General features: G+C 63.2%; 22 protein-coding genes. 11 read left to right on the top strand and 11 right to left on the bottom strand.

Annotation, left to right across the window (positions count from 1 at the left end; all coding sequences use genetic code 11):
• Nucleotides 1-24 precede the first annotated feature (24 nt).
• Together CJ178_RS00865 and CJ178_RS00860 are read right to left on the bottom strand one after the other, a co-directional pair.
• On the bottom strand, nt 25-1,113 hold the full coding sequence (locus CJ178_RS00865; protein WP_033232988.1) for a PhoH family protein: 1,089 nt from the start codon (nt 1,111-1,113) through the stop codon (nt 25-27).
• 99 nt (nt 1,114-1,212) lie between these two features.
• Nucleotides 1,213-1,893, bottom strand: coding sequence for a TetR/AcrR family transcriptional regulator (locus CJ178_RS00860; protein ID WP_045066997.1), 681 nt, complete (start codon nt 1,891-1,893; stop codon nt 1,213-1,215).
• Nucleotides 1,894-1,991: 98 nt separating this feature from the next.
• On the opposite strand from CJ178_RS00860, the gene CJ178_RS00855 reads away from it, so the two are divergent.
• Nucleotides 1,992-3,581 carry an MFS transporter gene (locus CJ178_RS00855; RefSeq protein WP_095885922.1) on the top strand — a complete coding sequence of 530 codons (1,590 nt, stop codon included), beginning with the start codon at nt 1,992-1,994 and terminating at the stop codon, nt 3,579-3,581.
• Here the strand turns inward: CJ178_RS00855 and CJ178_RS00850 are convergent.
• The 5 genes from CJ178_RS00850 to hrcA all read right to left on the bottom strand — a co-directional run bounded on the left by CJ178_RS00850 (nt 3,573) and on the right by hrcA (nt 8,748).
• On the bottom strand, nt 3,573-4,337 hold the full coding sequence (locus CJ178_RS00850) for an alpha/beta hydrolase (protein WP_095885921.1): 765 nt from the start codon (nt 4,335-4,337) through the stop codon (nt 3,573-3,575). The two genes, CJ178_RS00855 and CJ178_RS00850, sit on opposite strands and share 9 nt — an antisense overlap.
• Nucleotides 4,338-4,351: 14 nt before the next feature.
• Entirely contained in the window at nt 4,352-5,590 is a 1,239-nt protein-coding gene (locus tag CJ178_RS00845) for a L,D-transpeptidase (RefSeq protein ID WP_095887776.1), read from the bottom strand.
• Nucleotides 5,591-5,709: 119 nt separating this feature from the next.
• Entirely contained in the window at nt 5,710-6,471 is a 762-nt protein-coding gene (locus tag CJ178_RS00840) for a 16S rRNA (uracil(1498)-N(3))-methyltransferase (protein WP_095885920.1), read from the bottom strand.
• A 2-nt stretch (nt 6,472-6,473) separates the two neighbouring features.
• Complete coding sequence (dnaJ, locus tag CJ178_RS00835) at nt 6,474-7,625, bottom strand: molecular chaperone DnaJ (RefSeq protein ID WP_033232981.1); 1,152 nt, start codon at nt 7,623-7,625, stop codon at nt 6,474-6,476.
• 79 nt (nt 7,626-7,704) lie between these two features.
• Nucleotides 7,705-8,748 (bottom strand): heat-inducible transcriptional repressor HrcA, encoded by a 1,044-nt coding sequence (gene hrcA, locus CJ178_RS00830; protein WP_033232979.1) that lies wholly within the window; start codon nt 8,746-8,748, stop codon nt 7,705-7,707.
• A gap of 99 nt (nt 8,749-8,847) precedes the next feature.
• On the opposite strand from hrcA, the gene CJ178_RS00825 reads away from it, so the two are divergent.
• On the top strand, nt 8,848-9,171 hold the full coding sequence (locus CJ178_RS00825; RefSeq protein ID WP_033232977.1) for a type II toxin-antitoxin system VapB family antitoxin: 324 nt from the start codon (nt 8,848-8,850) through the stop codon (nt 9,169-9,171).
• On the opposite strand, the gene CJ178_RS00820 is transcribed toward CJ178_RS00825, so the two are convergent.
• Genes CJ178_RS00820 through CJ178_RS00810 form a run of 3 tightly spaced genes read right to left on the bottom strand, consistent with a single transcriptional unit; the run spans nt 9,168 to nt 11,587 of the window.
• The gene (locus CJ178_RS00820; protein WP_095885919.1) at nt 9,168-9,806 is read right to left on the bottom strand and encodes a CG0192-related protein; all 639 of its coding nucleotides are present in this window, start codon (nt 9,804-9,806) and stop codon (nt 9,168-9,170) included. The two genes, CJ178_RS00825 and CJ178_RS00820, sit on opposite strands and share 4 nt — an antisense overlap.
• A 27-nt stretch (nt 9,807-9,833) precedes the next feature.
• Nucleotides 9,834-10,643 (bottom strand): ABC transporter permease, encoded by an 810-nt coding sequence (locus tag CJ178_RS00815; RefSeq protein WP_095885918.1) that lies wholly within the window; start codon nt 10,641-10,643, stop codon nt 9,834-9,836.
• A complete protein-coding gene (locus CJ178_RS00810; protein WP_095885917.1) occupies nt 10,640-11,587 on the bottom strand; it encodes an ATP-binding cassette domain-containing protein in 948 nt (315 codons plus the stop codon). Before CJ178_RS00810 ends, CJ178_RS00815 begins: the two co-directional genes overlap by 4 nt.
• Nucleotides 11,588-11,681: 94 nt before the next feature.
• Here CJ178_RS00810 and CJ178_RS00805 point away from each other — a divergent pair, with 94 nt between their 5' ends.
• Nucleotides 11,682-12,398, top strand: a complete 717-nt coding sequence (locus CJ178_RS00805; RefSeq protein ID WP_257012947.1) for a TetR/AcrR family transcriptional regulator — start codon at nt 11,682-11,684, stop codon at nt 12,396-12,398.
• 256 nt (nt 12,399-12,654) lie between these two features.
• Nucleotides 12,655-13,467: an RCC1 domain-containing protein gene (locus tag CJ178_RS00800; protein WP_165826307.1), complete on the top strand. Its 813-nt coding sequence runs from the start codon at nt 12,655-12,657 to the stop codon at nt 13,465-13,467.
• Between the two features lie 4 nt (nt 13,468-13,471).
• Here CJ178_RS00800 and hemW read toward each other — a convergent pair whose 3' ends face one another.
• On the bottom strand, nt 13,472-14,674 hold the full coding sequence (hemW, locus tag CJ178_RS00795) for a radical SAM family heme chaperone HemW (protein ID WP_095885915.1): 1,203 nt from the start codon (nt 14,672-14,674) through the stop codon (nt 13,472-13,474).
• 471 nt (nt 14,675-15,145) lie between these two features.
• Between hemW and CJ178_RS00790 the strand changes: the two genes are divergently transcribed.
• The 7 genes from CJ178_RS00790 to CJ178_RS00760 all read left to right on the top strand — a co-directional run bounded on the left by CJ178_RS00790 (nt 15,146) and on the right by CJ178_RS00760 (nt 22,328).
• Nucleotides 15,146-16,876: a nitrite/sulfite reductase gene (locus tag CJ178_RS00790; protein WP_095885914.1), complete on the top strand. Its 1,731-nt coding sequence runs from the start codon at nt 15,146-15,148 to the stop codon at nt 16,874-16,876.
• Nucleotides 16,873-17,586 (top strand): phosphoadenylyl-sulfate reductase, encoded by a 714-nt coding sequence (locus CJ178_RS00785; protein ID WP_045066981.1) that lies wholly within the window; start codon nt 16,873-16,875, stop codon nt 17,584-17,586. The genes CJ178_RS00790 and CJ178_RS00785 overlap by 4 nt, the downstream gene beginning before the upstream one ends.
• Nucleotides 17,583-18,518 carry a sulfate adenylyltransferase subunit CysD gene (gene cysD / locus CJ178_RS00780; RefSeq protein ID WP_033233176.1) on the top strand — a complete coding sequence of 312 codons (936 nt, stop codon included), beginning with the start codon at nt 17,583-17,585 and terminating at the stop codon, nt 18,516-18,518. Before CJ178_RS00785 ends, cysD begins: the two co-directional genes overlap by 4 nt.
• A 2-nt stretch (nt 18,519-18,520) precedes the next feature.
• Nucleotides 18,521-19,807 carry a sulfate adenylyltransferase subunit 1 gene (locus CJ178_RS00775; RefSeq protein WP_033232967.1) on the top strand — a complete coding sequence of 429 codons (1,287 nt, stop codon included), beginning with the start codon at nt 18,521-18,523 and terminating at the stop codon, nt 19,805-19,807.
• A gap of 4 nt (nt 19,808-19,811) precedes the next feature.
• Entirely contained in the window at nt 19,812-20,567 is a 756-nt protein-coding gene (locus CJ178_RS00770; protein ID WP_033232965.1) for a sirohydrochlorin chelatase, read from the top strand.
• Nucleotides 20,568-20,681: 114 nt separating this feature from the next.
• Entirely contained in the window at nt 20,682-21,377 is a 696-nt protein-coding gene (locus tag CJ178_RS00765; protein ID WP_239654745.1) for a DUF998 domain-containing protein, read from the top strand.
• A 54-nt stretch (nt 21,378-21,431) separates the two neighbouring features.
• Nucleotides 21,432-22,328 carry a universal stress protein gene (locus tag CJ178_RS00760; RefSeq protein WP_045066976.1) on the top strand — a complete coding sequence of 299 codons (897 nt, stop codon included), beginning with the start codon at nt 21,432-21,434 and terminating at the stop codon, nt 22,326-22,328.

Here is a 22,328-nt window from a genome sequence, read left to right as displayed (position 1 = left end):
GTAGGGGTTGGTGCGTCGCTCAGCCTACCGTCGAGGTGAATGAGCATGCGCAGCGCGGCGTTGTGCTCGGTTGCCGAGCCTCGGCTCCCCGTCGCGATCCGTTTCGTGGCGTTCATAGGCGTCGACGATGTCGGAGACCAATCGATGGCGGACGACGTCGCTGCTGTCGAGCTTCGCGAAGTGGATATCGTTGATGCCCGTAAGGATTTCGGATGCCGCCCGTAGTCCCGATCGCGCACCGCCAGGCAGGTCGACCTGCGTGACGTCTCCGGTGACAACGATCTTGGATCCGAATCCGAGCCTGGTGAGGAACATCTTCATCTGTTCGGCCGTGGTGTTCTGCGCCTCGTCCAGGATGATGAACGCGTCATTCAGGGTGCGACCACGCATGTACGCCAGTGGCGCTACTTCGATGACCCCGGCTGCCATCAACTTCGGAATGGCTTCGGGATCCATCATGTCGTGCAAGGCGTCGTGCAAGGGGCGCAGGTACGGATCGATTTTCTCGTGCAACGTGCCGGGCAGGAATCCCAACCGCTCGCCCGCCTCGACGGCCGGACGCGTCAGGATGATGCGTGAGACCGACTTGGACTGTAAGGCCTGCACAGCCTTGGCCATCGCAAGGTACGTCTTACCGGTGCCTGCCGGCCCGATGCCGAAGACGATGGTGTTCTCGTCGATCGCGTCGACGTAGCGCTTCTGGTTGAGAGTCTTGGGACGAATTGTCTTGCCACGCCGCGACAAGATGTCGAGCGAGAGCACCTCGGCCGGGGACTCCCCGACCTCGTTGGTGAGCATGCCGATGGTTCTGCGGACGGCGTCGGGTGCGATGGGCTGCCCGCGCCTGGCCATCACGGCCAGCTCGGCGAATACCCGCTCCGCGAGAGCAACGTCGGCCGGCGTTCCGGACAGTGTGATGGTGCCGCCACGAACATGAATATCGGCAGAAAGCTCACGTTCGATCGCGGTGAGATTTTCGTCCGTCGATCCCAGGAGTTGACGCACGGTCTCCGGCGCCAGGTCCATACTCGATCGGACGGTGCGCTCTGCCGGCAGAGCGCGCTCGGTAACGGTGGATGTACGGTTGCCGCCGAACTCACTGTGTTCACTCACGTGGAGAATATGGCCTGCTTCCTGGTCCGAAAGAGCCCGCTCGACCCGAGGGCTCCGATACCTCGAAGTCTAGCGCCCGAGTCCGACACCGCCCACTTGTTAATCCCCGGGCGCAACGGGCGGCACTGACTTTCGGATCCATTTCCAGGCGTCCGCGACTATCTCCGCACTGCGGTCCGGGCTGATCCCGACCAGGACGAGACACACGATCGCGAAGGACTCTCCCGAGTCCGTGATCACCCCACTGTTTGCCTGGTCGAACAGCGTGATGGTCACCGATTCGGTCATCGCAACCAAGGTTTCGGCCGGCAGATAGGTCGAGAAGATACCTTCCCTCTGGCCTTGCTCGACAACTCTGATGCTCAAGGCGCGAGCGGGTTCCATCAGGTCGAGGATGCGCTGCTCACCCAATTCTTTTCGGGCGAAACTGAGCAGCACCCGGAACCGATCTCCCACCGGCCAGGCCAACAACGCCAGCACGGCGGTCGCAAGTTCCGGGTTCTCGGGAGGCTCCCCCGCGCGACTCAATGCCGCCACCAGATCAGCGGACGCCTCGTCCACGATTCCGTTGATCAGGGCGTCACGGCTCTCGAAGTGTGCGTACACGGTCCGCCGCACGACGCCGGCGGCTTTTGCGACGTCGTCCATGCTGGCGTCGGGATCGACTGCAAATGCTGTGATCGCCGCTTCGATGATGCGACTGCGGTTCGCCCGCGCCTGACTGCGTCGCTGCCGCGTTGCCGGCACAGCAGTTCCCGATTCCGTCAACGCGTTGTCCACCTTCCTCGTGTGATCTACATCAATGATAGTTGCACAATGGTGTGCAAGTTATTAACTTACACAGCACTGTGCAAATAGATCAGAAACGGAGTCGCGCCATGACAACACTCGTGAGCAAACCGGTCACAGAAATGGACCAGCCGTATCCACGGCGATGGGCCGCGCTCGGGGTGCTGTGTCTGAGCTTGCTGATCGTGGTCATGGCCAACACGGCACTGATCGTCGCGGCGCCGGACATGACCCGCGACCTCGGACTCACCAGCACACAACTTCAATGGGTCATCGACGGCTACACGGTCCCCTACGCCGCGTTGATGCTGCTGTTCGGCGTGATCGGCGACAAGTACAGTCGTCGCGGGGCACTCCTCGCCGGGCTCGCGGTCTTTGCCGGCGGCGCAGTCTTCGGCAGCATTGCCGACACCACCAACGCCGTCATCGCGGCCCGCATGATCATGGGCGTCGGTGCCGCGATCATCATGCCCGCGACGCTGTCACTCCTGGTCGCGACCTTCCCGAAATCCGAACGCTCACGCGCTATCGCAGCGTGGGCAGCCACCTCGGGTCTTGCCATCGCGCTCGGCCCTCTGCTGGCCGGATGGATTCTCGAAAGTCATTCCTGGAGTGCCACATTCCTGATCAACGTTCCAATCGCAGCAGTTGCGGCCCTGGCCGCCGTATTCCTGGTGCCGCCGAGCAAGGCCGAGCACCTCGGTCGCATCGACTGGATCGGCGGCGCGCTGTCGGTTGTCACCATCGGCGCACTTGTCTACTCGATCATCAACGGCTTCCACTTCGGTTGGACCGCAGGACCCATCAGCGCAGCAGTGCTTGCCGCACTCGGCCTCGCGATGTTTGTCGTCTGGGAACTGCGTCATCCCCAACCGCTCCTCGACGTCCGTAAACTCGGTCAGCGTGTGGTCGGCGGCGCAACACTTGCCGTACTGCTTCTGTTCCTGGCCGCATTCGGCGCTATCTACTACATCTCGCAGCAATTCCAGTTCATTCTCGGATACGGAGCACTCGAGACCGGTGTCCGTCTGTTGCCCTTGGCAATTGCCGTGTCGATCGGTGCCGTGGTCAGCGGCCGGATCACCCCGCTGATCGGTGTACGCGCGTCCATCGTCGGTGGCATGCTCATCGCTGCGATCGGCGTCCTCATCCTCACGCAGGTGGACGGTGACTCCGGCTACTGGATGTTCGCGGTCCCGCTGATCCTGCTCGGTCTCGGCATCGGCCTCAGTGAACCACCGGCCACCGACGCCATCATGGACAACTTCTCCGAGGACGATCTTGGCGGTGCCGGCGGTCTCAACGACACTGCCATCGAACTCGGCGGTTCACTCGGAATTGCCGTCCTCGGCTCGATTCTGGCTGCAAGCTACAAAGATTCGATTGCAGGATTCATCAGCGGAATGCAGGTCCCGCAACTGACCGGCGAACTGGCCGAGCAAGCCGCATACGCACTTGAAGTATCCGGAGAATCCGTCGGCGGCGCTTCCCTGGTCGCCGAAGAGATGGCCCACAATCCATTGGCCGCGGCTCGAGCGCAGCCGCTACTCGACGCAGCCGGTGCCGCGTATGCCGACGCGATCTCGGCCGCCAGTTGGGCGGGCGGCCTCGCACTGCTCGTCGGCGCGATCGTCGTCGCGTTCATCCTGCCGGGCAAAAAGGCTCTGGTATCAGTGTGACGTAGCCGGTGGGTCTTCCAGAACCAGTTCACGGGAGACCCTCCACGACTCGGCCCCGGGCGAGAGAAACGCATCGTGCCCCTCGCCCTCGACCACACGCAATGCCACGGGATCACCGGCTGCCTGCGCCGCTTTCACATACCGCGCACTGACCTTGGCTGGGACTTGCAGATCATCGCTGCCCGTCACACATACGACGGGAACGCCGATCGGTAACCGATGTTGCGGCGACGCACTCCGATACAGATCCGGATCCGATTCGAAGGGGATGCCGAAAAGATCCTCGATGTAGCTGATCCGTCGACCACGCTCGGCCGCCGACGCAAGATCCAGTGCGGCGGCCTGCGCGACAACGCGCTCCGGGCGCGTGAACACGTCCTTCTCCCCCGCCAGCCAGACTGCGAGGTGCCCACCGGCGGAGTGCCCGACAAGGCGAACCTTCGTCAGGTCGAATTCGACCTCGGTAGCTTCGGCCACAATCCCGGGAATCGCGTCGTACGCGGTTTTCACGTCTGTGGACATCTCCGGCCAGCCGCCGCCGGCCCCGAGGCGCCGGTACTCGATGTTCCAGACCGCCACACCAGCTCGCGCGAGTTCGACGGCAAACGCGGTGCCGAGGTTCAGCCCGTACTGCCCGCTCCAGAATCCGCCGTGGATCTGCACGACAACAGGCACTGGGCCGTCAACGGTATCGGGAACGTACAGATGACCGAACTGCTGACCGTGGGAACCGTAGGAGATCTTGATCCGAGACACCAGGAAAACCTAGCTCAGGCGAGGGCGCTGCCCGCGGCCCACTGGTCCCAGGACAGGGTCCAGTCGCCGTTCTGCCACACCTCGAGCGGAGCGCCACCGGTGTTCTTGATCTCGACAACGTCACCGGGCTGTGCGAAGTCGAAGAACCATTTGGCATTGGCCGCACTGAGATTGAGGCAACCGTGTGACGTGTCGGTGTTGCCCTGAGCCCAGACGGTGCTTTCCAACTCGTGCAGATAGATACCGTCGGTGCTGATGCGCGTCGCCCAGTTGATGGTCTCCTTGTACCCGAGCCGCGAGTTGATGGGCAGACCGTACGTGGACGAGTCCATGATGACCGGGTTTGCCTTGTCCATGACGGTGTACGTGCCTGGTTGTGTCCAGAAGGACAGTGTGGTGTCGCCGATGGTTTCGGTTCCACCCATGCCCATGGACGTCGGCATTTCCTTGATCACCTGACCGTTTTCGTACACGGTCACCATCTTGGTGTTGTCGTCGGCAATGGAGATGTGGGAGTCACCGATCGTGAAGGCGACGGTGTCATCCTGCTCGCCGTACAGACCCTTGCCTAACTCTTTGCCGTAAATGTTTGCGCTCACCGACACCGTGGTTCCCGGCGTGTAGTACTCCTGCGGGCGCCAGTGCACGTTCTGGCTGTCCACCCAGTACCAGGATCCGGTGACCGGCGGATTGGTCGTCACCAGTAGCGACTTCTCGGCAGCGGCCTTGTCTCCGATCGATTCGTCGAAGTGAACCGCAACGACGGTGCCGACGCCGTAAGTGCCGCCCTCGGAGATCGACGCGCCGCCGGTCGTGTTGATGTATGCCCGCGTCTGATTGCTCGGGGCGACGGTGGTGAGCGTCGTATTCTTGGTTGTGGCAACACCATTCGAGTCGACTGCGTCGACAACCAGGTCGTAGGACTTGCCGTAGCCGAGTGGCTCACTCGGCTTCCACGCGGTCTTGTCCGGGGTGATGATTCCGGCGACGTCCTTACCCTCAGGGTTCGTGAGGGTGACACTCGTCAAAGTGCCTTTGGCGACCTCGACGGTGATGGGGTCGAGCGGGTTGATCGGAGTGCCGCCTTCTGCAGGCGACACCGAGATGACAGCGACGCTGGTTGCCGTGGTGGCAACAGCACTCGCAGCCGGATCGGCCTTGTCGTCAGTGGATACGGTGCACCCCGCAGCCAGCATCATTGCCGCGACGGCAGCCACCGCGCCTGCAACTCGCTTGTGCGCACGTGAGCGCATCATTCCTCCTGAGATTTCCGAACGAACCCGCGGAACGCCGCCGGGCAATTCAACGATAGTGGTCATGGCTGACACTTCGCTGAGCGCAAGGTCTCAATTGGCTTCAGATCACATACCGATCAGTGCAGCGGTCGTGGTCCCCAGCGATCGGTCAGAACACCGATGGCCCCCAATGCAACTGCGCCGGCCGTCGAGGTTCTCAGCACAGTCGGGCCGAGTAGCACGGGGGTTGCGCCCGCCTCCGAGAGTGCAGCGATTTCCGAGTCGTCGAGCCCACCTTCAGGTCCGACAACCAGAAATACTTCTTCCGCACTTGCCAGGGGAAGTGCCGCCAGCGCAGTGGTGGCCGACTCGTGCAGAACAGCTACCACGGCGCCGCGCGCAACGGCTTCGCGAACCACCGCGACCACAGCCGCGGTCTTGTGCAGCTCAGCGATCTCCGGAACAAATGCCCGGCGCGACTGCTTGGCCGCCGACACCGCGGCACTACGCCAACGAGCGACGCCTTTGGTGAGCTTCGCGCCTTCCCATTTGGCGACGCACCGCAGTGACTGCCACGGAATGACGGCGTCGACACCGGCCTCGGTGGCCAACTCGACAGCCAACTCGGAACGCTCCGCCTTTGGCAATGCCTGAACGAGCGTCACCAGCGGCTTCGGTTGCTCGAGTACCTGTACGTCACTGACCAGAAGTTCCAAGCGGTCTTTCCCGGCTGCGGTCACCTCGGCGTCGGCGACGCGGCCACGGCCGTCAGCCAGTACAAGGCGCTCACCGACACCGATCCGGCGGACGGTCGCCGCATGGCGACCCTCCGGACCGTCCAGAACCGCAGTCTCACCGACGCCCGGAACGGGGTCGAGGAAAAAGACCGTCGCAGCCACTGTCAGCGGCCGCTGAATGCTTCGCGAAGACGCGAGAACAACCCGCCACTGTTCTGCGACCCGGTGGAGACAACTTCGGCCTCGTCACGATCGCGGAGCAACTTGAATTCCTTGAGCAACTTGGACTGCTTGTTGTCGAGGCGGCTCGGGATGACCACTTCGAGGTGAGCGTGGAGATCGCCGCGCGTACCGGACCGCAACTTCGGCATACCGTGTCCGCGAACAACGGCGACGTGACCGGGCTGAGTTCCCGGCTCGATGACGATTTCCTTGGGGCCGTCGATGATGGTGTCAACGGTGACCGTCGTACCCAGCGCCGCATCGACCATGGGGACGCGAATGGTGCAGTGCAGATCTTCGCCGTCGCGGACGAAGACCTCATGCTGCTGCTCGACGATCTCGACGTACAGGTCGCCGGGATGTCCACCACCGGGGCCGACCTCACCCTGCGCGGTCAAACGGATACGCATGCCGCCTGCAACACCCGCCGGAACCTTCACGGTGATGTCGCGCTTCGCGCGGACGCGGCCGTCGCCACCACACTTGTGGCACGGATCGGGAATGGTCTCGCCGGCGCCGCGGCACGTGGGGCACGGACGCGACGTCATGACCTGGCCGAGGAACGAACGCTGGACAGACTGCACTTCACCGGCGCCGTTACACGTCTCGCAACGGACAGGCTTGGAATCACCGTTCGTGCCGGCGCCCGTACAACTGTCACACAGAATCGCGGTCTCGACGGTGACGTGCTTGCTGACGCCCGTCGCACATTCTTCGAGAGTCAGTTTGGTGCGCAGCAGGGAATCGGCACCGGGTTGCACGCGTCCGCGAGGTCCACGGCCTGCGCCACCGCCGCCACCGAAGAACGCTTCGAAGACGTCGCCGAGGCCGCCGCCACCGAATCCACCGCCGAAGCCGCCACCGCCGCCCCCACCGGATTCGAGGGGATCGCCGCCGAGATCCACGATGCGACGCTTCTCCGGATCGGTGAGAACCTCGTACGCCGTCGAGATCTCCTTGAACTGGGCCTGCGCTGCCTCGTCCGGGTTGACGTCAGGGTGCAGTTCGCGAGCCAGCTTGCGGTATGCGCGCTTGAGTTCCTGATCGGTCGCGTTCTTGTCGACGCCGAGCAATCCGTAGTAATCCCGTGCCACGTTTTTTCTCTCGTCCTTCTCTTACTTCTAGTTTTCCTCGTACCTCACGAAGAGGAGCGTCGGCCTGCGGCGACGCACGTCATCGTTCGGAGAGGACTTCGCCGATGTATCTGGCAACGGCGGCAACCGATGCAATTGTTCCCGGATAGTCCATCCGAGTGGGACCGAGCACACCGACACCACCGAAAACGGTACCGGCCGCACCGTAGCCCGTCGAAATCACGGAGGTCCCGCGCATTTGCTCGACCTGAGTTTCTTCACCGATCCGGACGGTGACCATCCCGGCGTTCTGGGTCGATGCCAGCAGTTTCAGCACCACCACCTGCTCTTCGAGCGCTTCGAGAACCGCCCGCAACGAACCCGGGAATCCGGCCAGGCCGGAGAAGTCGGAGGCGTTGCGCGTCAGGTTGGCCGTTCCGCCGAGGACAAGACGCTCCTCGGGATGCTCGACCAGCGTCTCGACCAGGATCGTCGCGGACCGGACAACGGCGTCGCGCAGATCGTCGGGAGCCTCGTCGGCCAGTTCGGAGACGGCGATGGAGGCTGCTGCCAGACGCTTGCCTTCCAGCGCGCCGCCCAGCAGTGCACGCAACCTGGACAGATCCTCGTCCACCAGAACGTCACCCAACTCGACGATGCGTTGATCGACGCGCCCGGAGTCGGTGATGAGAACGAGAAGCAACCTCGCCGGGGTCAACGCCACCACTTCGAGATGACGGACCGACGACGCCGAGAGTGTCGGGTACTGAACTACGGCTACCTGCCGGGTCAATTGAGCCAGCAGACGCACACCGCGCCGCAGCACGTCGTCGAGGTCGACGCCGGATTCCAGAAATTCCAGAATGGCGCGGCGCTCGGGCCCGGACAGCGGTTTGACGTCGGCTATGCGGTCGACGAACTCACGGTATCCCTTGTCTGTCGGCACGCGCCCAGAACTGGTGTGGGGTTGGGCGATGTAGCCCTCGGCTTCGAGAAACGCCATGTCGTTGCGCACGGTGGCACTCGACACACCAAGGTTGTGACGCTCGACCAGAGCCTTCGATCCGACCGGATCCTGCGTGGAAACGTAGTCCGCGACAATTGCGCGCAGAACCTCGAATCGCCTGTCGTCGGTACTCGACATCGTTGCGACCTCCGTTTCCCGCGCGCTGTGTGCACTGATCTCAACTGGCAGTCTAATCGCCCGAGCGCCAGTCTCGGGTGGTGGCCTTACTGTGGAGTCATGATTTTCAAGGGCGTGATGGACGGCAAGCCGTATCCCGACCACGGACTGTCCCTTCGTGACTGGTCCAAATTTCCGCCGCGTCAGGTCCGGCTCGACGAGATCGTGACCACCACCAAGGTCCTCGAGCTTGACCGCCTTCTGTCGGAGGACTCCACGTTCTACGGCGATCTCTTCCCACACGCCGTCCAGTGGAAGGGCACCTTGTACCTCGAAGACGGCCTGCACCGGGCGGTGCGTTCAGCACTGCGGAATCGCGTCGTTCTCCATGCGCGAGTCTTCGACTACGACGCGATGCCCGGAATCATCGAAGGTTCGCACTAACCGATCTGCAGCGACGCGAGCAAGGCGCGCTCAGCCTGGCCGGGCCACGTTCCGGTCAGGCTGAGTTCACCCAATTCAGCGCCGGCGTCGATCACTCTGAACACCGTCAGTTCCAGCATCCCGGATGTGATCGTTGTTGCCGAACCCATCGTTGTTGCCGAACCCGCGGTGGAGCAGTTCACCGCCCCGATCGACGGAACGTCTCCGGACCCGCTACCCAACACATGTGTTGTGACCTCACGGGCATTGCCGGGGTCAGCGAACTCCAGCGCCGCTTCGGTTCCTCCGGTGACGATGGTCGTTGCCAGTGCGCGGACGTACACCGGATCGCAGCACGCGTCGTACACCCAGCGCTGCCCCAGGACGGAATGGTCCATGGTGGAGACCAGGAAGGCTTCCGCCCCGACTAGTGGAGCACCTCGATACGTGAGCGGGATCTGGAGAACCGCTCCGTCCGCAGTGCGGAGCAGATGCGTCTCGATGCCGACCTCGCCGTCCGGATCATCGAAGCGGTACGCGTCGATGTGCTCGAGGCTCGAGGTATCGGCGGATCCGACCCACGGTTGCCCAGGCACCCAAGCACTGAGCAGTTCGATCTTCGACGGATTCAATTGCGCACTGTGTATGAGGGCCACGCAGGTGAGGTTACTGCGACAGCGCGGTTACTGCGATGACGAGTAGCGCCGCACTGCAATCGGGATCGCGACCGCTAGCAGCACCGCAGTCCACCCGAACGCCGCGGCAACGGGATGCTGCATGGGCCACGATGCATCGGGCGCAACACTGGTACCCGAACCGAACAGCTCACGCAGCGCTGCGACCACCGCACTGACGGGATTCCACTCGGCCACCGTTGCAACAACACTCGGCATGGTCTCGGTGGGGACAAAGACGTTCGAGAGCATGATCGTCCCGAAGATCAGCGGGGCGAGCTGTTGGAGCATCTGCTCGTCCCGGATGGCACTGCCGAGCACGATCCCGAGCCAGGCGAGTGCCCACCGGAATGCGACGAGCAGCACGATCGCAAGCGCCACGTCTGTGGCCGACGCGTCGATCCGCCATCCCGACAGATACCCGACTCCCGCCATAGCGGCCAAAGCCACTGCGCCGGTGACGGTTTCCGCCAGTGCCAGGCCCGCAGGCATAGCAACAGGATGGATGGGCAATGCACGAAGTCGGTCGGTCAGGCCGCTGTGCAGATCGGCATTCACTGTCGAAGCGGTGACCACCAAGCCCATCGACGCAACAAGGACAAGTACACCCGGAGTGAGATACGACCGATACGCGACCCCGTCGGCGCCACCGGACAGTGCACCACCGAAAACGAAACCGAACAGCAGCATCATGCCAAGGGGCGCAGCAAGAGTCACTGCAACCAGTGCGGGCGCGTGGCGATACACCGCAACGATCCGCATGAACAGAATTCGGGTGCCGGTAAACGCCGAGACGGCACTTCGGGTGGGCGTGGTCATGCGGAAATCCTCTCGCTGGTGTGGCCGGTGAGGGCCAGGAAGGCGTCGTCGAGTGTTGCCCGGCGACGCCCGATGTCCTGCACGGCAATTCCGGCGTCGTCGAGCGCCCGCAGTATCGGCAGCAGCGCGATCGACTGCCCGTCGAAGGCAAAGGACAGTTCCGTCGCCGAATCGTGAGAAGCACCTGGCCGGCCGCCGAATCGCCCGACAATCTCGGTGACCTCACCACATCGGTGCTCGTCGGCGATCACCACGTCGAGACCTGTTCCCACAGCCTCGACGATCTCGTCCGGGGTTCCGGCAGCAACTACTTTTCCGGCGTCGATGATGGTGACGCTGTCCGCCAGCTTGTCGGCCTCGTCGAGGTATTGGGTGGTCAGTACGACGGTCGTACCGTCGTTCACGAAACTTCGTACGTATTCGTAGATTTCGTGTCGGCTTCGGGGATCGAGACCTGTCGTCGGTTCGTCGAGGAACAGAACGGCCGGGCGCACCACCATTCCCGCGACGATGTCGAGTCGCCTTCGCATGCCGCCGGAATACGTCTGCACCTGCCGGTCGGCAGCATCGAGGAGTTCAAATCTTTCTAGTAGTTCCCCCACATGCAGACGCGCAGCCTTAGCCGCATATCCATTGAGCCGAGCAAACATAGCGAGATTCTCGGCGCCGGTCAGACGAGGATCCACGGCATGAAATTGTCCGACCAGTCCGATGCTCTTCTTCACCTGCGCGGCGGCCAGGACTGTGTCGAAACCGAGAACACGAGCGCTGCCCGCACTGGGCCGCAACAGCGTGGCAAGCATCCGCACGATCGTCGTCTTGCCGGAACCGTTCGGTCCGAGCAACGCATGAACAGTCCCCGCGGGGACGCTCAGATTCACACCGTCGACCACCGTGCGTTTTCCGTAACACCTGGTGAGTGATTCCGCTTCGATAGCCGGCATGTCTACCTCCTCAATTGGGAACACTGTTCGCAATTAGAGAATAGACAACTGCGAACAGTGTTCGCAACTACTGAAGTGGGGCATGCTTGGTGCTATGACCAACGCCGGACCACCGGCCTCGATGTGGCTGCGAGGCGAGGACACCAAACGAGGACCCCGCCCGGCTTACACGCTGGAACAACTTGCCGACACGTGCGTCCGAATCGCCGACGACCAGGGGCTCCGCGCAGTGTCGATGCGCGGTGTCGCACAAGAACTGGGCACGGCCGCCGCGTCGTTGTACCGGTACGTCAACGGCAAGGACGACCTGATGGCGCTCATGGCCGACTCCGTCGGGGCCGAATACGACTACCCGCCACTGACCGGAAACGTGCGCACCGACGTCCTCGCCATCGCCGTGCAGTCGAGGGCGATTCACCGCCGACACCCTTGGCTCAGTCAGATCCAGCCGACCGGCCTCGGCCCGCAGTCGATGCGCTACCTCGACCAGATGGTCGGCGCGCTGTCACCGACCGGCCTGAGCGCACCAGCGACGATGACCGGAATCGCACTACTCACAGGCTGGGTTACCAGCTTCGCAGCGCAAGAATCTGCGGGAATGTCCGCCCGCTCCTCTGCCAACAGCGGGGCCGAACACATCGGCGCACTACTCGCCCACGGCGACTATCCGCACCTGGCGGCACTGTATGCGAGCACCGATATCAGCACACCCACAACAGAATCAGCACCCACAACAGAATCGATAGACAACAACACGGCATTCGAAGCCGGAATCGACGCACTACTGTTCGGCATCGCCCCGAATAATTGAGCCCCCACCACCACATCGCAGTGGCCAGTTTCGTCCACACGCACATAGTGGCCAAAAATGGCCCTAAATAATGCGTGCTTTTGACCCAACTGTCCGTTATCTTTGCTCAGTGGTTACCGACGGTGCCACACCGCCCCTGTGCGGGATTTTGCCGCAGAGAGGCACAGCCATGGTTCACCGGCGCCGATTACGCCCTGTCAGTCGTTTACAGGGTCTCGCCGTCGTATTGACTGGAGGTGTGCTCACTCTTGCTGCTGTGACAATCGCTGCGGCCGGACCAGATGACATGCCGGTCGAACCACTCGGAAACGTGGCCTCCTGGGGATGGGACGGCTCCGCCCTCGCCGCAAAGACCCCTCGAGGTAGTGGCTTCACCGCCTACGCCGAAGGCGGCAGCCATTCGCTGGCGCTGAAATCCGACGGCACCATCACATCTTGGGGAAACGACGGCTCCAAGCTGGTCACGAACACCCCCACCGGTAGCGGCTTCACCGCCATCGCCACCGGCACCTACCATTCGGCGGCACTGAAATCCGACGGCACCATCACATCCTGGGGCTGGGACACCTACAAACAGGTCACGAACACACCTACCGGCAGCGGGTTTACCGCCATCGCCGCCGGAGACAGCCATTCGGTGGCGCTCAATGCCGACGGCACCATCACATCCTGGGGAGACGACGGCTTCAACCAGGTCACGAACACCCCCACTGGAAACGGCTTCACTGCCATCGCCGCCGGCAACTACCACTCGGTGGCATTGAAATCCGACGGCACCGTCGTCTCCTGGGGAGGCGACAGCCACCGGGTGGTCACCGGCTCTCCTCGGGGCAACGGTTTTACTGCGGTCGCCGCCGGCGCACACCATTGCGTGGCACTGAAATTCGACGGCACCATCACCTCGTGGGGCTGGGACAACGACAAGCAGGTCACGAATACGCCCAGGGGTAGCGGCTTCACCGCCGTCAGTGCCGGCGCCAACCATTCGTCGGCCCTGAAATCCGACGGCACCATCATCTCCTGGGGCGATGACAACTTCACTCAGGTAACGAACACCTACCCGAAGTAGCCGCTCAGGTCAGTACCGTGCGGATGACGGCGTCGGCAAGTAGCCGACCACGATCGGTCAGGATCAGATGGCCGTCGTCGACGATCGCCAAACCGTCGACAACAACCTGATCGGCCGAATCACGTTCGGACACAGTTAATTCCGATAACGGCAGGCCGGTGCGCAACCGTGCGGTCAGCATCACCCGCTCCATGTGAATGTCGTCGGCGGACAGTTCCTCACTGCCACCGACGGGCAGTTCACCCTGTGCGAGTTGCTCCGCGTAGCGCGCCGGGTGCTTGACGTTCCACCACCGCACTCCGCCGACGTGACTGTGCGCGCCGGGACCGGCACCCCACCAGTCGCCGCCGTCCCAGTAACCGAGGTTGTGACGGCAACGGGTATCCCCGGATTCGACTGTTTCCGTCTTCGCCCAATTGGAGACCTCGTACCAGGACAATCCAGCCTCGGACAGCCGCGCGTCGATCCGTTCGTACCGCGACGCCAACACATCGTCGTCGGGCGCGGGCAATTCACCACGGCGAACCTTGCGTGCCATCGCAGTGCCGTCCTCCACGATCAGCGCATAGGCCGAGACGTGATCGACGTCGGCGGAAAGAACTGCATCCAAGGAAGCATCGAGATCAATATCCCGCTCCCCCGGCGTTCCGTAGATCAAGTCGAGGTTCACGTGCGCAAACCCTGCCGCGCGCGCCTCTTTTGCGGCCGCTACTGCCCGGCCCGGTGTGTGCGTGCGGTCCAGGATCTTGAGCACATGCTGGGCCGCCGACTGCATACCGAGAGAAATTCGCGTGAAACCGGCGCTGCGCAGGGCGTCGAAAAACTCCGGCGACGTCGATTCGGGATTCGATTCCGTCGTGACCTCGGCACCGGGAGCCAGACCGAAACTGCTCCGTACTGCCTCGAGCACCTCGGACAGACCGTCGCCGCCCAGCAGCGACGGGGTTCCGCCACCGACAAACACCGTCTCGGCCGCCGGTGCTCCGGTCATCTGCGCCGCGAGGTCGAGTTCGCGTTTGAGCCCTTCAAGCCAGGACTGCGGCGACGCCGAGGTCCCCAACTCGCCCGCGGTGTACGTGTTGAAGTCGCAGTAGCCACATCGCGTCGCACAGAACGGGACGTGGACATAGATTCCGAACGGCCGCGTCCCGACGCCCTCGAGCGAGCGAGCGGGCAACACGAAGGGGGTTGTAGCGGTGACATTCACTCCACCAGTCTCCCAGCATCGCGCGTGCCGACCTATTCGCCGACCTGGCCGGACCACCAAGTCCCCTGAGCACGCTATTTCCCCCATTTTTCGTGGAAATAGGTCCCCGAGTCGGAATTATCGAGTTGACGTGGCACAATGGTCCGCATGACCGGACCAGGAGTACGACTTGTGGCGCGTCGCCACGTCGACTTCAAGCGCGTGTGCAGTTCCACGTGTCTGCACTGCTGTTGCTGTTGATCTTCAACTGATCAACAAGCCTTCCCCGCTCATCTCCACCTGTTTCCCCAGCCTTCAGCGTTTCCGCTGCCTGCTTGGTGAGCACATCTGCCGGCCGCAAGCCTTTCGAGCCCGAGGACAGCCCCCTCACTCGACACGGTCCGGTGCACCCCGATCGGACAGAGTCACAATGCTGCAGCGTTTGCGTGCCTCGTGCCTGATCAACACCGCCGAAGATCCAGGAGTTCATCGATGACGTCGACAACCGACGCCGCCCCGACTGCCGATTCGGCAGCGCCCGCCGAGGCACGGCCCGCTCGCGCTGCTCGCCCCACGAAGCAGCGCGCCGAAGGTCAGTGGGCCCTCGGATACCGCGAGCCGCTCAACGCCAACGAGCAGGCCAAGAAGGACGACAACCCGCTCAACGTGCGAGCGCGCATCGAGAACATCTACTCGAAGCAGGGTTTCGACAGCATCGACAAGAGCGACCTGCGCGGCCGGATGCGGTGGTGGGGCCTCTACACCCAGCGAGAGCAGGGATACGACGGCACCTTCACCGGCGACGAGAACCTCGATCTCCTCGAGGCCAAGTACTTCATGATGCGAGTGCGCTGCGACGCCGGCGCTCTCAACGTCGAGCAACTGCGCACCATCGCCGGTATCTCGAAGGAGTTCGGCCGCAACACCGCAGACCTCTCCGACCGTGAGAACGTTCAGTTCCACTGGATCGAGATCGAGAACGTCCCGGAGATCTGGAAGCGTCTCGAAGACGTCGGACTCAAGACCACCGAAGCCTGCGGTGACTGCCCCCGCGTTGTCCTCGGTTCTCCCCTGGCCGGCGAATCGTTCGACGAAGTCCTCGATCCCACTCCGGCGATCGACGAGATCGTGCGCCGCTACATCGGCGACCCCAAGTACTCCAACCTGCCGCGCAAGTTCAAGACCGCCATCTCCGGTCAGCAGGATGTTGTTCACGAGATCAACGACATCGCCTTCATCGGCGTGAACCACCCCGAGCACGGCCCCGGCCTCGACCTCTGGGTCGGCGGCGGACTGTCCACCAACCCGATGCTCGCGCAACGCGTCGGCGCCTGGATTCCGCTCGACGAGGTTCCCGACGTCTGGGAAGGTGTTGTCTCGATCTTCCGCGACTACGGCTACCGTCGTCTGCGCGCGAAGGCCCGGCTCAAGTTCCTCATCAAGGACTGGGGCATCGAGAAGTTCCGCGAAGTTCTCGAGACCGAGTACCTGAAGCGTCCGCTCATCGACGGTCCCGCACCGGAGAAGCCCACGCGCCCGATCGACCACGTCGGCATCCAGAAGACCCGAAACGGCCTCAATGCAGTCGGTTTCGCGCCGATCGCCGGCCGAGTGTCCGGCGATATCCTGGCGAAGGTCGCCGACGCGGCAGAGAAGGCCGGCAGCGACCGGATCCGCTTCACCCCGTACCAGAAGCTCATCATCCTCGACGTTGCAGACAACACGCTCGAGCCGCTGATCGCCGACCTCGACGCACTGGGCCTTCCCGCCCGTCCGTCGCACTGGCGCAAGAACCTGATGGCCTGCTCCGGCATCGAGTTCTGCAAGCTCTCGTTTGCCGAGACCCGCAAGCGCTCGCAGGTTCTCGTTCCGGAACTCGAAGAACGTCTGGCCGACATCAACAGCCAGCTCGACGTGCCGATCACCATCAACATCAACGGTTGCCCCAACTCGTGCGCCCGCTCGCAGGTCGCGGACATCGGCTTCAAGGGCCAGCTCGTCGACGACGGCGACGGGAATCAAGTTGAGGGTTTCCAGGTTCACCTGGGAGGCAGCCTCGGATTCGACAGCGCCTTCGGACGCAAGCTGCGCCAGCACAAGGTCACCAGCGTCGAGATGGGTGACTACATCGACCGCGTCGTACGTCAGTTCGCGAAGAACCGCAACGAAGGTGAGCGGTTCGCCGAATGGGCAGTGCGAGCAGACGAAGGAGATTTGCGATGACAGTGGACATTTCGCGAGCAACCGTCGACGAGCTTCGGGCGATCGCCGAACGCGGTGCCGTAGAACTCGACGGAGCCAGCGCGCAGGAACTGTTGCAGTGGACCGAGGACACGTTCGGCGACTCGTACATCGTTGCATCGAATATGCAGGACGGTGTGCTGGTTCACCTTGCCGCACAGGTACATCCGGGCGTCGACGTACTTTTCCTCGACACCGGCTACCACTTCCCCGAGACCATCGGCACGCGTGACGCTGTCGAGCAGGTGTACGGCGTCAACGTCATCAACGCTCGCGCATTGGCAAGCGTCGGTGAGCAGGACATCGCGGAGGGCAAGGACCTCTTCGCCCGCGATCCCAACCGTTGCTGCGCACTTCGCAAGGTCGCGCCGCTCAAGCAGACGTTGTCCGGCTACAGCGCCTGGGTTACCGGCATCCGCCGCGTCGAAGCTCCTACTCGCGCCAACGCTCCGCTGATCTCCTTCGACGAGGGCTTCGGACTCGTCAAGATCAATCCGATCGCTCCGTGGTCGGACGAGGAGATGCAGAACTACATCGACACCCATTCCATCCTCGTCAATCCGCTTGTCGACGAGGGCTATCCATCCATCGGCTGCGCGCCCTGCACCAGCAAGCCAGCCCCCGGCAGCGATCCGCGTAGCGGTCGTTGGGCCGGTGCCTCCAAGACAGAATGCGGGTTGCACGCATCATGACAGTTGACTTGACACTTTCACGTCCTCAGCTCGACGGCACACAGTTCGATACTCTCGACGCCCTCGAGTCCGAAGCGATCCACATCTTCCGAGAGGTGGCCGGCGAGTTCGAACGCCCGGTCATCCTGTTCTCGGGCGGCAAGGACTCCACGGTGCTTCTGCACCTGGCGATCAAGGCCTTCTGGCCTGCACCGCTGCCATTCACGCTGCTGCACGTCGACACCGGCCACAACCTGCAGGAAGTCCTCGACTTCCGTGACCACGTCGTGGCGAAGTACAACCTGCGCCTGCACGTGGCCAGCGTCGAGGAGTACATCGCGGACGGTCGCCTCACCGAGCGTCCCGACGGTATCCGCAACCCGCTGCAGACCGTTCCGTTGCTGGACGCGATCTCCGAGAACCGCTTCGACGCCGTCTTCGGTGGCGCTCGCCGCGACGAAGAGCGGGCCCGCGCCAAGGAGCGAATCTTCTCCTTGCGCAACGCTTTCGGCCAGTGGGATCCCAAGAAGCAGCGCCCGGAACTGTGGAACCTGTACAACGGTCGCCACTCCCCCGGCGAGCAGGTCCGCGTCTTCCCGCTCAGCAACTTCACCGAGCTCGATATCTGGCGCTACATCGCCCGCGACAACGTCGAACTCGCCAGCATCTACTACGCCCACCAGCGTCCGGTGTACCAGCGCGACGGCATGTGGATGACCCCCGGCGTCTGGGGCGGACCGGCCGAAGGCGAAGAGCTGCAGACCCTTTCGGTGCGTTACCGCACCGTCGGCGACGGTTCGACCACCGGTGCTGTTCTCTCCGATGCAGCCGACAATGAAGCCATCCTGGCCGAGGTTGCGGCATCACGTTTGACCGAGCGCGGCGCGACCCGCGGCGACGACCGAGTTTCCGAAGCGGCCATGGAAGACCGCAAGCGAGAGGGCTATTTCTGATCATGAGCGACTTGCTGAGACTGGCAACTGCCGGCAGCGTCGATGACGGAAAGTCCACCCTCGTGGGCCGCCTGTTGTACGACACCAAATCCGTTCTCGCCGACCAGATCGACGCCGTGACCCGCGCGTCGGTGGACCGCGGTCTCGACACCCCTGACCTCTCGCTCTTGGTCGACGGTCTGCGCGCCGAGCGTGAGCAGGGCATCACGATCGACGTGGCGTACCGCTACTTCGCGACCCCCAAGCGCACGTTCGTGCTGGCCGATACACCGGGCCACGTGCAGTACACCCGCAACACGGTCTCCGGTGCGTCGACGGCTCAGCTCGTGATCCTGCTGGTCGATGCCCGCAAGGGTGTCATCGCGCAGACTCGTAGGCACGCAGCGGTTCTCGCCTTGCTCGGTGTCCCGAAGCTCGTTCTCGCCGTGAACAAGATCGACCTCGTCGAGAACCCCGAAGAGGTCTTCACCTCGATCTCCGCAGAGTTCAACGAACTCACCAGCTCACTGGGCTGGGCAAGCGAAGACGTCGTCGAGATCCCGGTGTCGGCTCTGCACGGCGACAACGTCGCCATCCGCTCGGACAAGACCCCGTACTACACCGGCCCCACGCTGATCGAGCACCTCGAGTCGATTCCGGTCGACGCCGAGCCGCACCGCGTCGGCCTGCGATTCCCGGTTCAGTACGTGATCCGCCCGCGCACCGCGGAGTTCCTCGACTACCGCGGATATGCCGGCCAGGTTGCTGCCGGTTCCGTCGTGCCAGGAGACGAAGTGGTAATCCTGCCTTCGGGTACGCGCACCACCGTCGTCCGGATCGACACCGCCGACGGTGAACTGGATGTCGCTCACGCCGGACGCAGCGTCACGCTGATCCTGGCCGACGACGTCGACGTCTCCCGCGGCGACACCATCGCGTCGCCGTCGGACGCACCCGAGCCCATCGGCGAATTCGACGCCACCGTCTGCTGGCTGGCCGAGAAGCCGCTTCGCCCCGGTGCACGCTTGCTGCTCAAGCACGGCACGCGTACGACGCAGGCCATCGTCGGCAGCTTGGTGGAGCGCTTCAACGAGCAGGATCTCACCACGGATCAGGGCCCGGAAACACTCGAGCTCAACGAGATCGGCAAGATCTCGATCCGGGTAGCCGAGCCGATCGTGGCCGACGACTACGCCGTCAACCGCCACACGGGCAGCTTTCTGTTGATCGATCCCGCTGGTGGAAACACTCTCGCAGCCGGCCTGGTCGGCGACGTCATTTCCGCTGTCGAATTGGGCGAGCGCGTCTAAGAAGATGGTTCCGCTCATTGCTGTTGCACACGGAAGCCGTGATCCCCGTTCCGCTCGGGCGATCACGGCTGCCGTGGCGGCTCTTCGTGAAGCCCAGCCAGGTCTCGATGTCCGGCTGGCGTTTCTCGATCTCAATGCGCCGTCCATCGATCAGGTCCTTGACGGTGTTGCACACGACGGCCACACTCACGCCGTTGTTGTTCCGATGTTGCTGGGCCACGCTTTCCACGCCCGCGTCGACCTGCCCGGACTCCTCGCAGCGGCCACACTGCGCCACCCGCAGTTGACCGTGACCCAAGCCGAGGTACTGGGTCGTGACGATCGATTGATCGAGGCGCTGCGGGAGCGAATTCTCGAAGCCGGTGCGCATCCCGACGATCCGTCGGTGGGTGTAGCGGTTGCCGCGGTCGGCTCGTCCGACGCGGAAGCCAACTCCGCAACTGCCGAGATTCCCGGCGCCCTCGCTACCGGAACGAAGTGGTCCGGTGTTCGAGTCTGTTTTGCCACCTCGGCGCAGCCCAGCGTGGGGGCCGCAATTTCCGCACTCCGCGAAGGCGGCGCCAACCGCATAGTTGTTGCGCCATGGTTTCTTGCACCCGGCCTTCTGACCGATCGCCTCAGTGCTGCCGCAACTACCGCTTTCGACGGCACGGTTTTTGCAGACACCATCGGTGCCCACGCCCTGCTGATCGAGACGATGATCGACCGATACAACGCCGCTGCTGAAACTCTTCCCGGCCGGTTGATTCGCTCCGCCTGAGCAATTTCACAGGCCGTTATCAGATTGTTACCGTACTGTTGGTTCCACCAACCAGTTGGGAGCAAGACGATCACTCACAATTTCCGTCTCGGCACCGCCGGCGTCGCCTGGGTCCTGTCCGTCCTGTATCTACTGGTCGAGATCCTCACAGCCGGCGCCTGGAAGACTCCCTACAGTTTTGCGCGTGATTCCATCAGTTCGCTGGGCGTCACAACCTGCAGCACCGATTCGTGTTCACCGCTACACGACGTGATGAATGCCGCGTTCATGGTCCTCGGCGCCCTCACCATTCTCGGAGCAGCGTTGCTGCACAAGTACATTCCGGACGGTCGCACGAAGAAATGGATACTGGGACTGGCAGTCGTCGTGGCCTTGAGTACCGCTGCCACCGGAATGTTCCCCGCCAACGACGGCACCTTCGTTCACTGGACTGCAGTCCTGCCCGGATTTGTCGCCCGCCACGCCGTCCTCGTGCTTCTCGCCGTCGCGTTCTGGAACCACCAGCGGTGGATCGCAGTGTGGTCAGGCCTGTGCGCGGCAACAGGACTCGTCGGTGCTGTCCTTCTCCTCGGCCGAACCCTCACCTTCGGACTCGGTGAACGTCTCACGCTCTACCCGCTTCCCATGTGGATGGCCGTCACAGGCGTCGCAGCGATCCTCGCCCTGATGCGCAGAACCGTTCTGAAAAACGTCGACATGACACTTCTCGGTAACGGATTCATCACTGCCCTGCTGTCATTGCGGCCACGTCGATCGCTGCCCCCGGTCTCCACCGACGTGCTTGCCCGGCGGGCAAAGGCTTCCGTGTAGCGAACCCGAGGCGAGCAGGGACACACTGGAAGGAGGCGACGCGAGGAGACTCCCATGACCAGTGCATCTGTTCGACACGGAATCGTGGCCGGAATCGACGGCTCCCCCGGTGCGGTGAACGCTGCGCGATGGGCGGCGTCTGCGGCCCGGAAATTCGACGAGCCCCTACGCCTGACACATGTGCTGCGCGGACAACCGGATTTCAGCGAAGGCGGCGCCGTGACCGACGAAGAGATGTTCGATCGTCACGTCCGTACCGAAGGTGCGAAGTTGGTCGAGGAGGCCGAGAACGCCATTCGTGACGACCACACCGACGTCACCATCGAGCGTGTATTCGTCTCCGGCACCACGGCGGCAGCGCTCGTCGAACTCTCGAAAACCGCACGAATCCTCTCGCTCGGACAAGCCGGAACCACCGAGATGCAGTCGGTGTTTCTGGGATCCGACACGATCAGAGTGGTGAACCGCGCCCATTGCCCGGTGACCGTCTTCCGCGGCAGCAGCGACCACGCCACCACCGACACCAGGCCCATCGTCGTCGGTATCGACGGCAGCAAACTCAGCGAACTCGCCACCGGCCACGCCTTCGAGTTTGCGGCGTTTCTCGGTGTGCCCCTCGTTGCCGTCCACACCTGGAACGAACACGCCTCGCTCGGGGGCTACTCGGAAGCGCGGCGGTTCACCGATTGGGGTCCGTACGAGGAGCACGAAAACGCGCTGCTCTCCGAATGCCTCGCCGGCTGGACCGAGAAGTACCCCGAGGTCGAGGTCACTCGCAGCGTGCAGAGAAGTGGACCGATGAAGGCGCTTCTCGAACATTCAGCCGAGGCTCAACTTGTTGTCGTGGGAAGCCACGGTCGAAGCCCGTTCATGGCCTCGATCGTGGGATCCACCAGTCAGAGCCTCATTCACCACGCCCAGTGCCCGGTGATGGTGTGCCGCGAGGGGTGA

The sequence above is a fragment of the Rhodococcus sp. ACPA4 genome, assembly GCF_002300185.1.
In the GTDB taxonomy this organism is placed as follows: domain Bacteria; phylum Actinomycetota; class Actinomycetes; order Mycobacteriales; family Mycobacteriaceae; genus Rhodococcus_F; species Rhodococcus_F globerula.
Note: the sequence above shows the minus strand (reverse complement) of the source record. Positions and strands in the feature narration are given on the sequence as shown.

Coding starts and splice junctions, on each gene's coding strand:
- CJ178_RS00770 (WP_033232965.1), top strand. CDS start 19,812: ATGGTTCCGCTCATTGCTGTTGCACACGGAAGCCGTGATCCCCGTTCC.
- CJ178_RS00825 (WP_033232977.1), top strand. CDS start 8,848: ATGATTTTCAAGGGCGTGATGGACGGCAAGCCGTATCCCGACCACGGA.
- CJ178_RS00845 (WP_095887776.1), bottom strand. CDS start 5,590: ATGCGCTCACGTGCGCACAAGCGAGTTGCAGGCGCGGTGGCTGCCGTC.
- CJ178_RS00760 (WP_045066976.1), top strand. CDS start 21,432: ATGACCAGTGCATCTGTTCGACACGGAATCGTGGCCGGAATCGACGGC.
- CJ178_RS00775 (WP_033232967.1), top strand. CDS start 18,521: ATGAGCGACTTGCTGAGACTGGCAACTGCCGGCAGCGTCGATGACGGA.
- CJ178_RS00805 (WP_257012947.1), top strand. CDS start 11,682: ATGACCAACGCCGGACCACCGGCCTCGATGTGGCTGCGAGGCGAGGAC.
- hrcA (WP_033232979.1), bottom strand. CDS start 8,748: ATGTCGAGTACCGACGACAGGCGATTCGAGGTTCTGCGCGCAATTGTC.
- CJ178_RS00785 (WP_045066981.1), top strand. CDS start 16,873: ATGACAGTGGACATTTCGCGAGCAACCGTCGACGAGCTTCGGGCGATC.
- cysD (WP_033233176.1), top strand. CDS start 17,583: ATGACAGTTGACTTGACACTTTCACGTCCTCAGCTCGACGGCACACAG.
- CJ178_RS00790 (WP_095885914.1), top strand. CDS start 15,146: ATGACGTCGACAACCGACGCCGCCCCGACTGCCGATTCGGCAGCGCCC.
- CJ178_RS00810 (WP_095885917.1), bottom strand. CDS start 11,587: ATGCCGGCTATCGAAGCGGAATCACTCACCAGGTGTTACGGAAAACGC.
- CJ178_RS00855 (WP_095885922.1), top strand. CDS start 1,992: ATGACAACACTCGTGAGCAAACCGGTCACAGAAATGGACCAGCCGTAT.
- CJ178_RS00815 (WP_095885918.1), bottom strand. CDS start 10,643: ATGACCACGCCCACCCGAAGTGCCGTCTCGGCGTTTACCGGCACCCGA.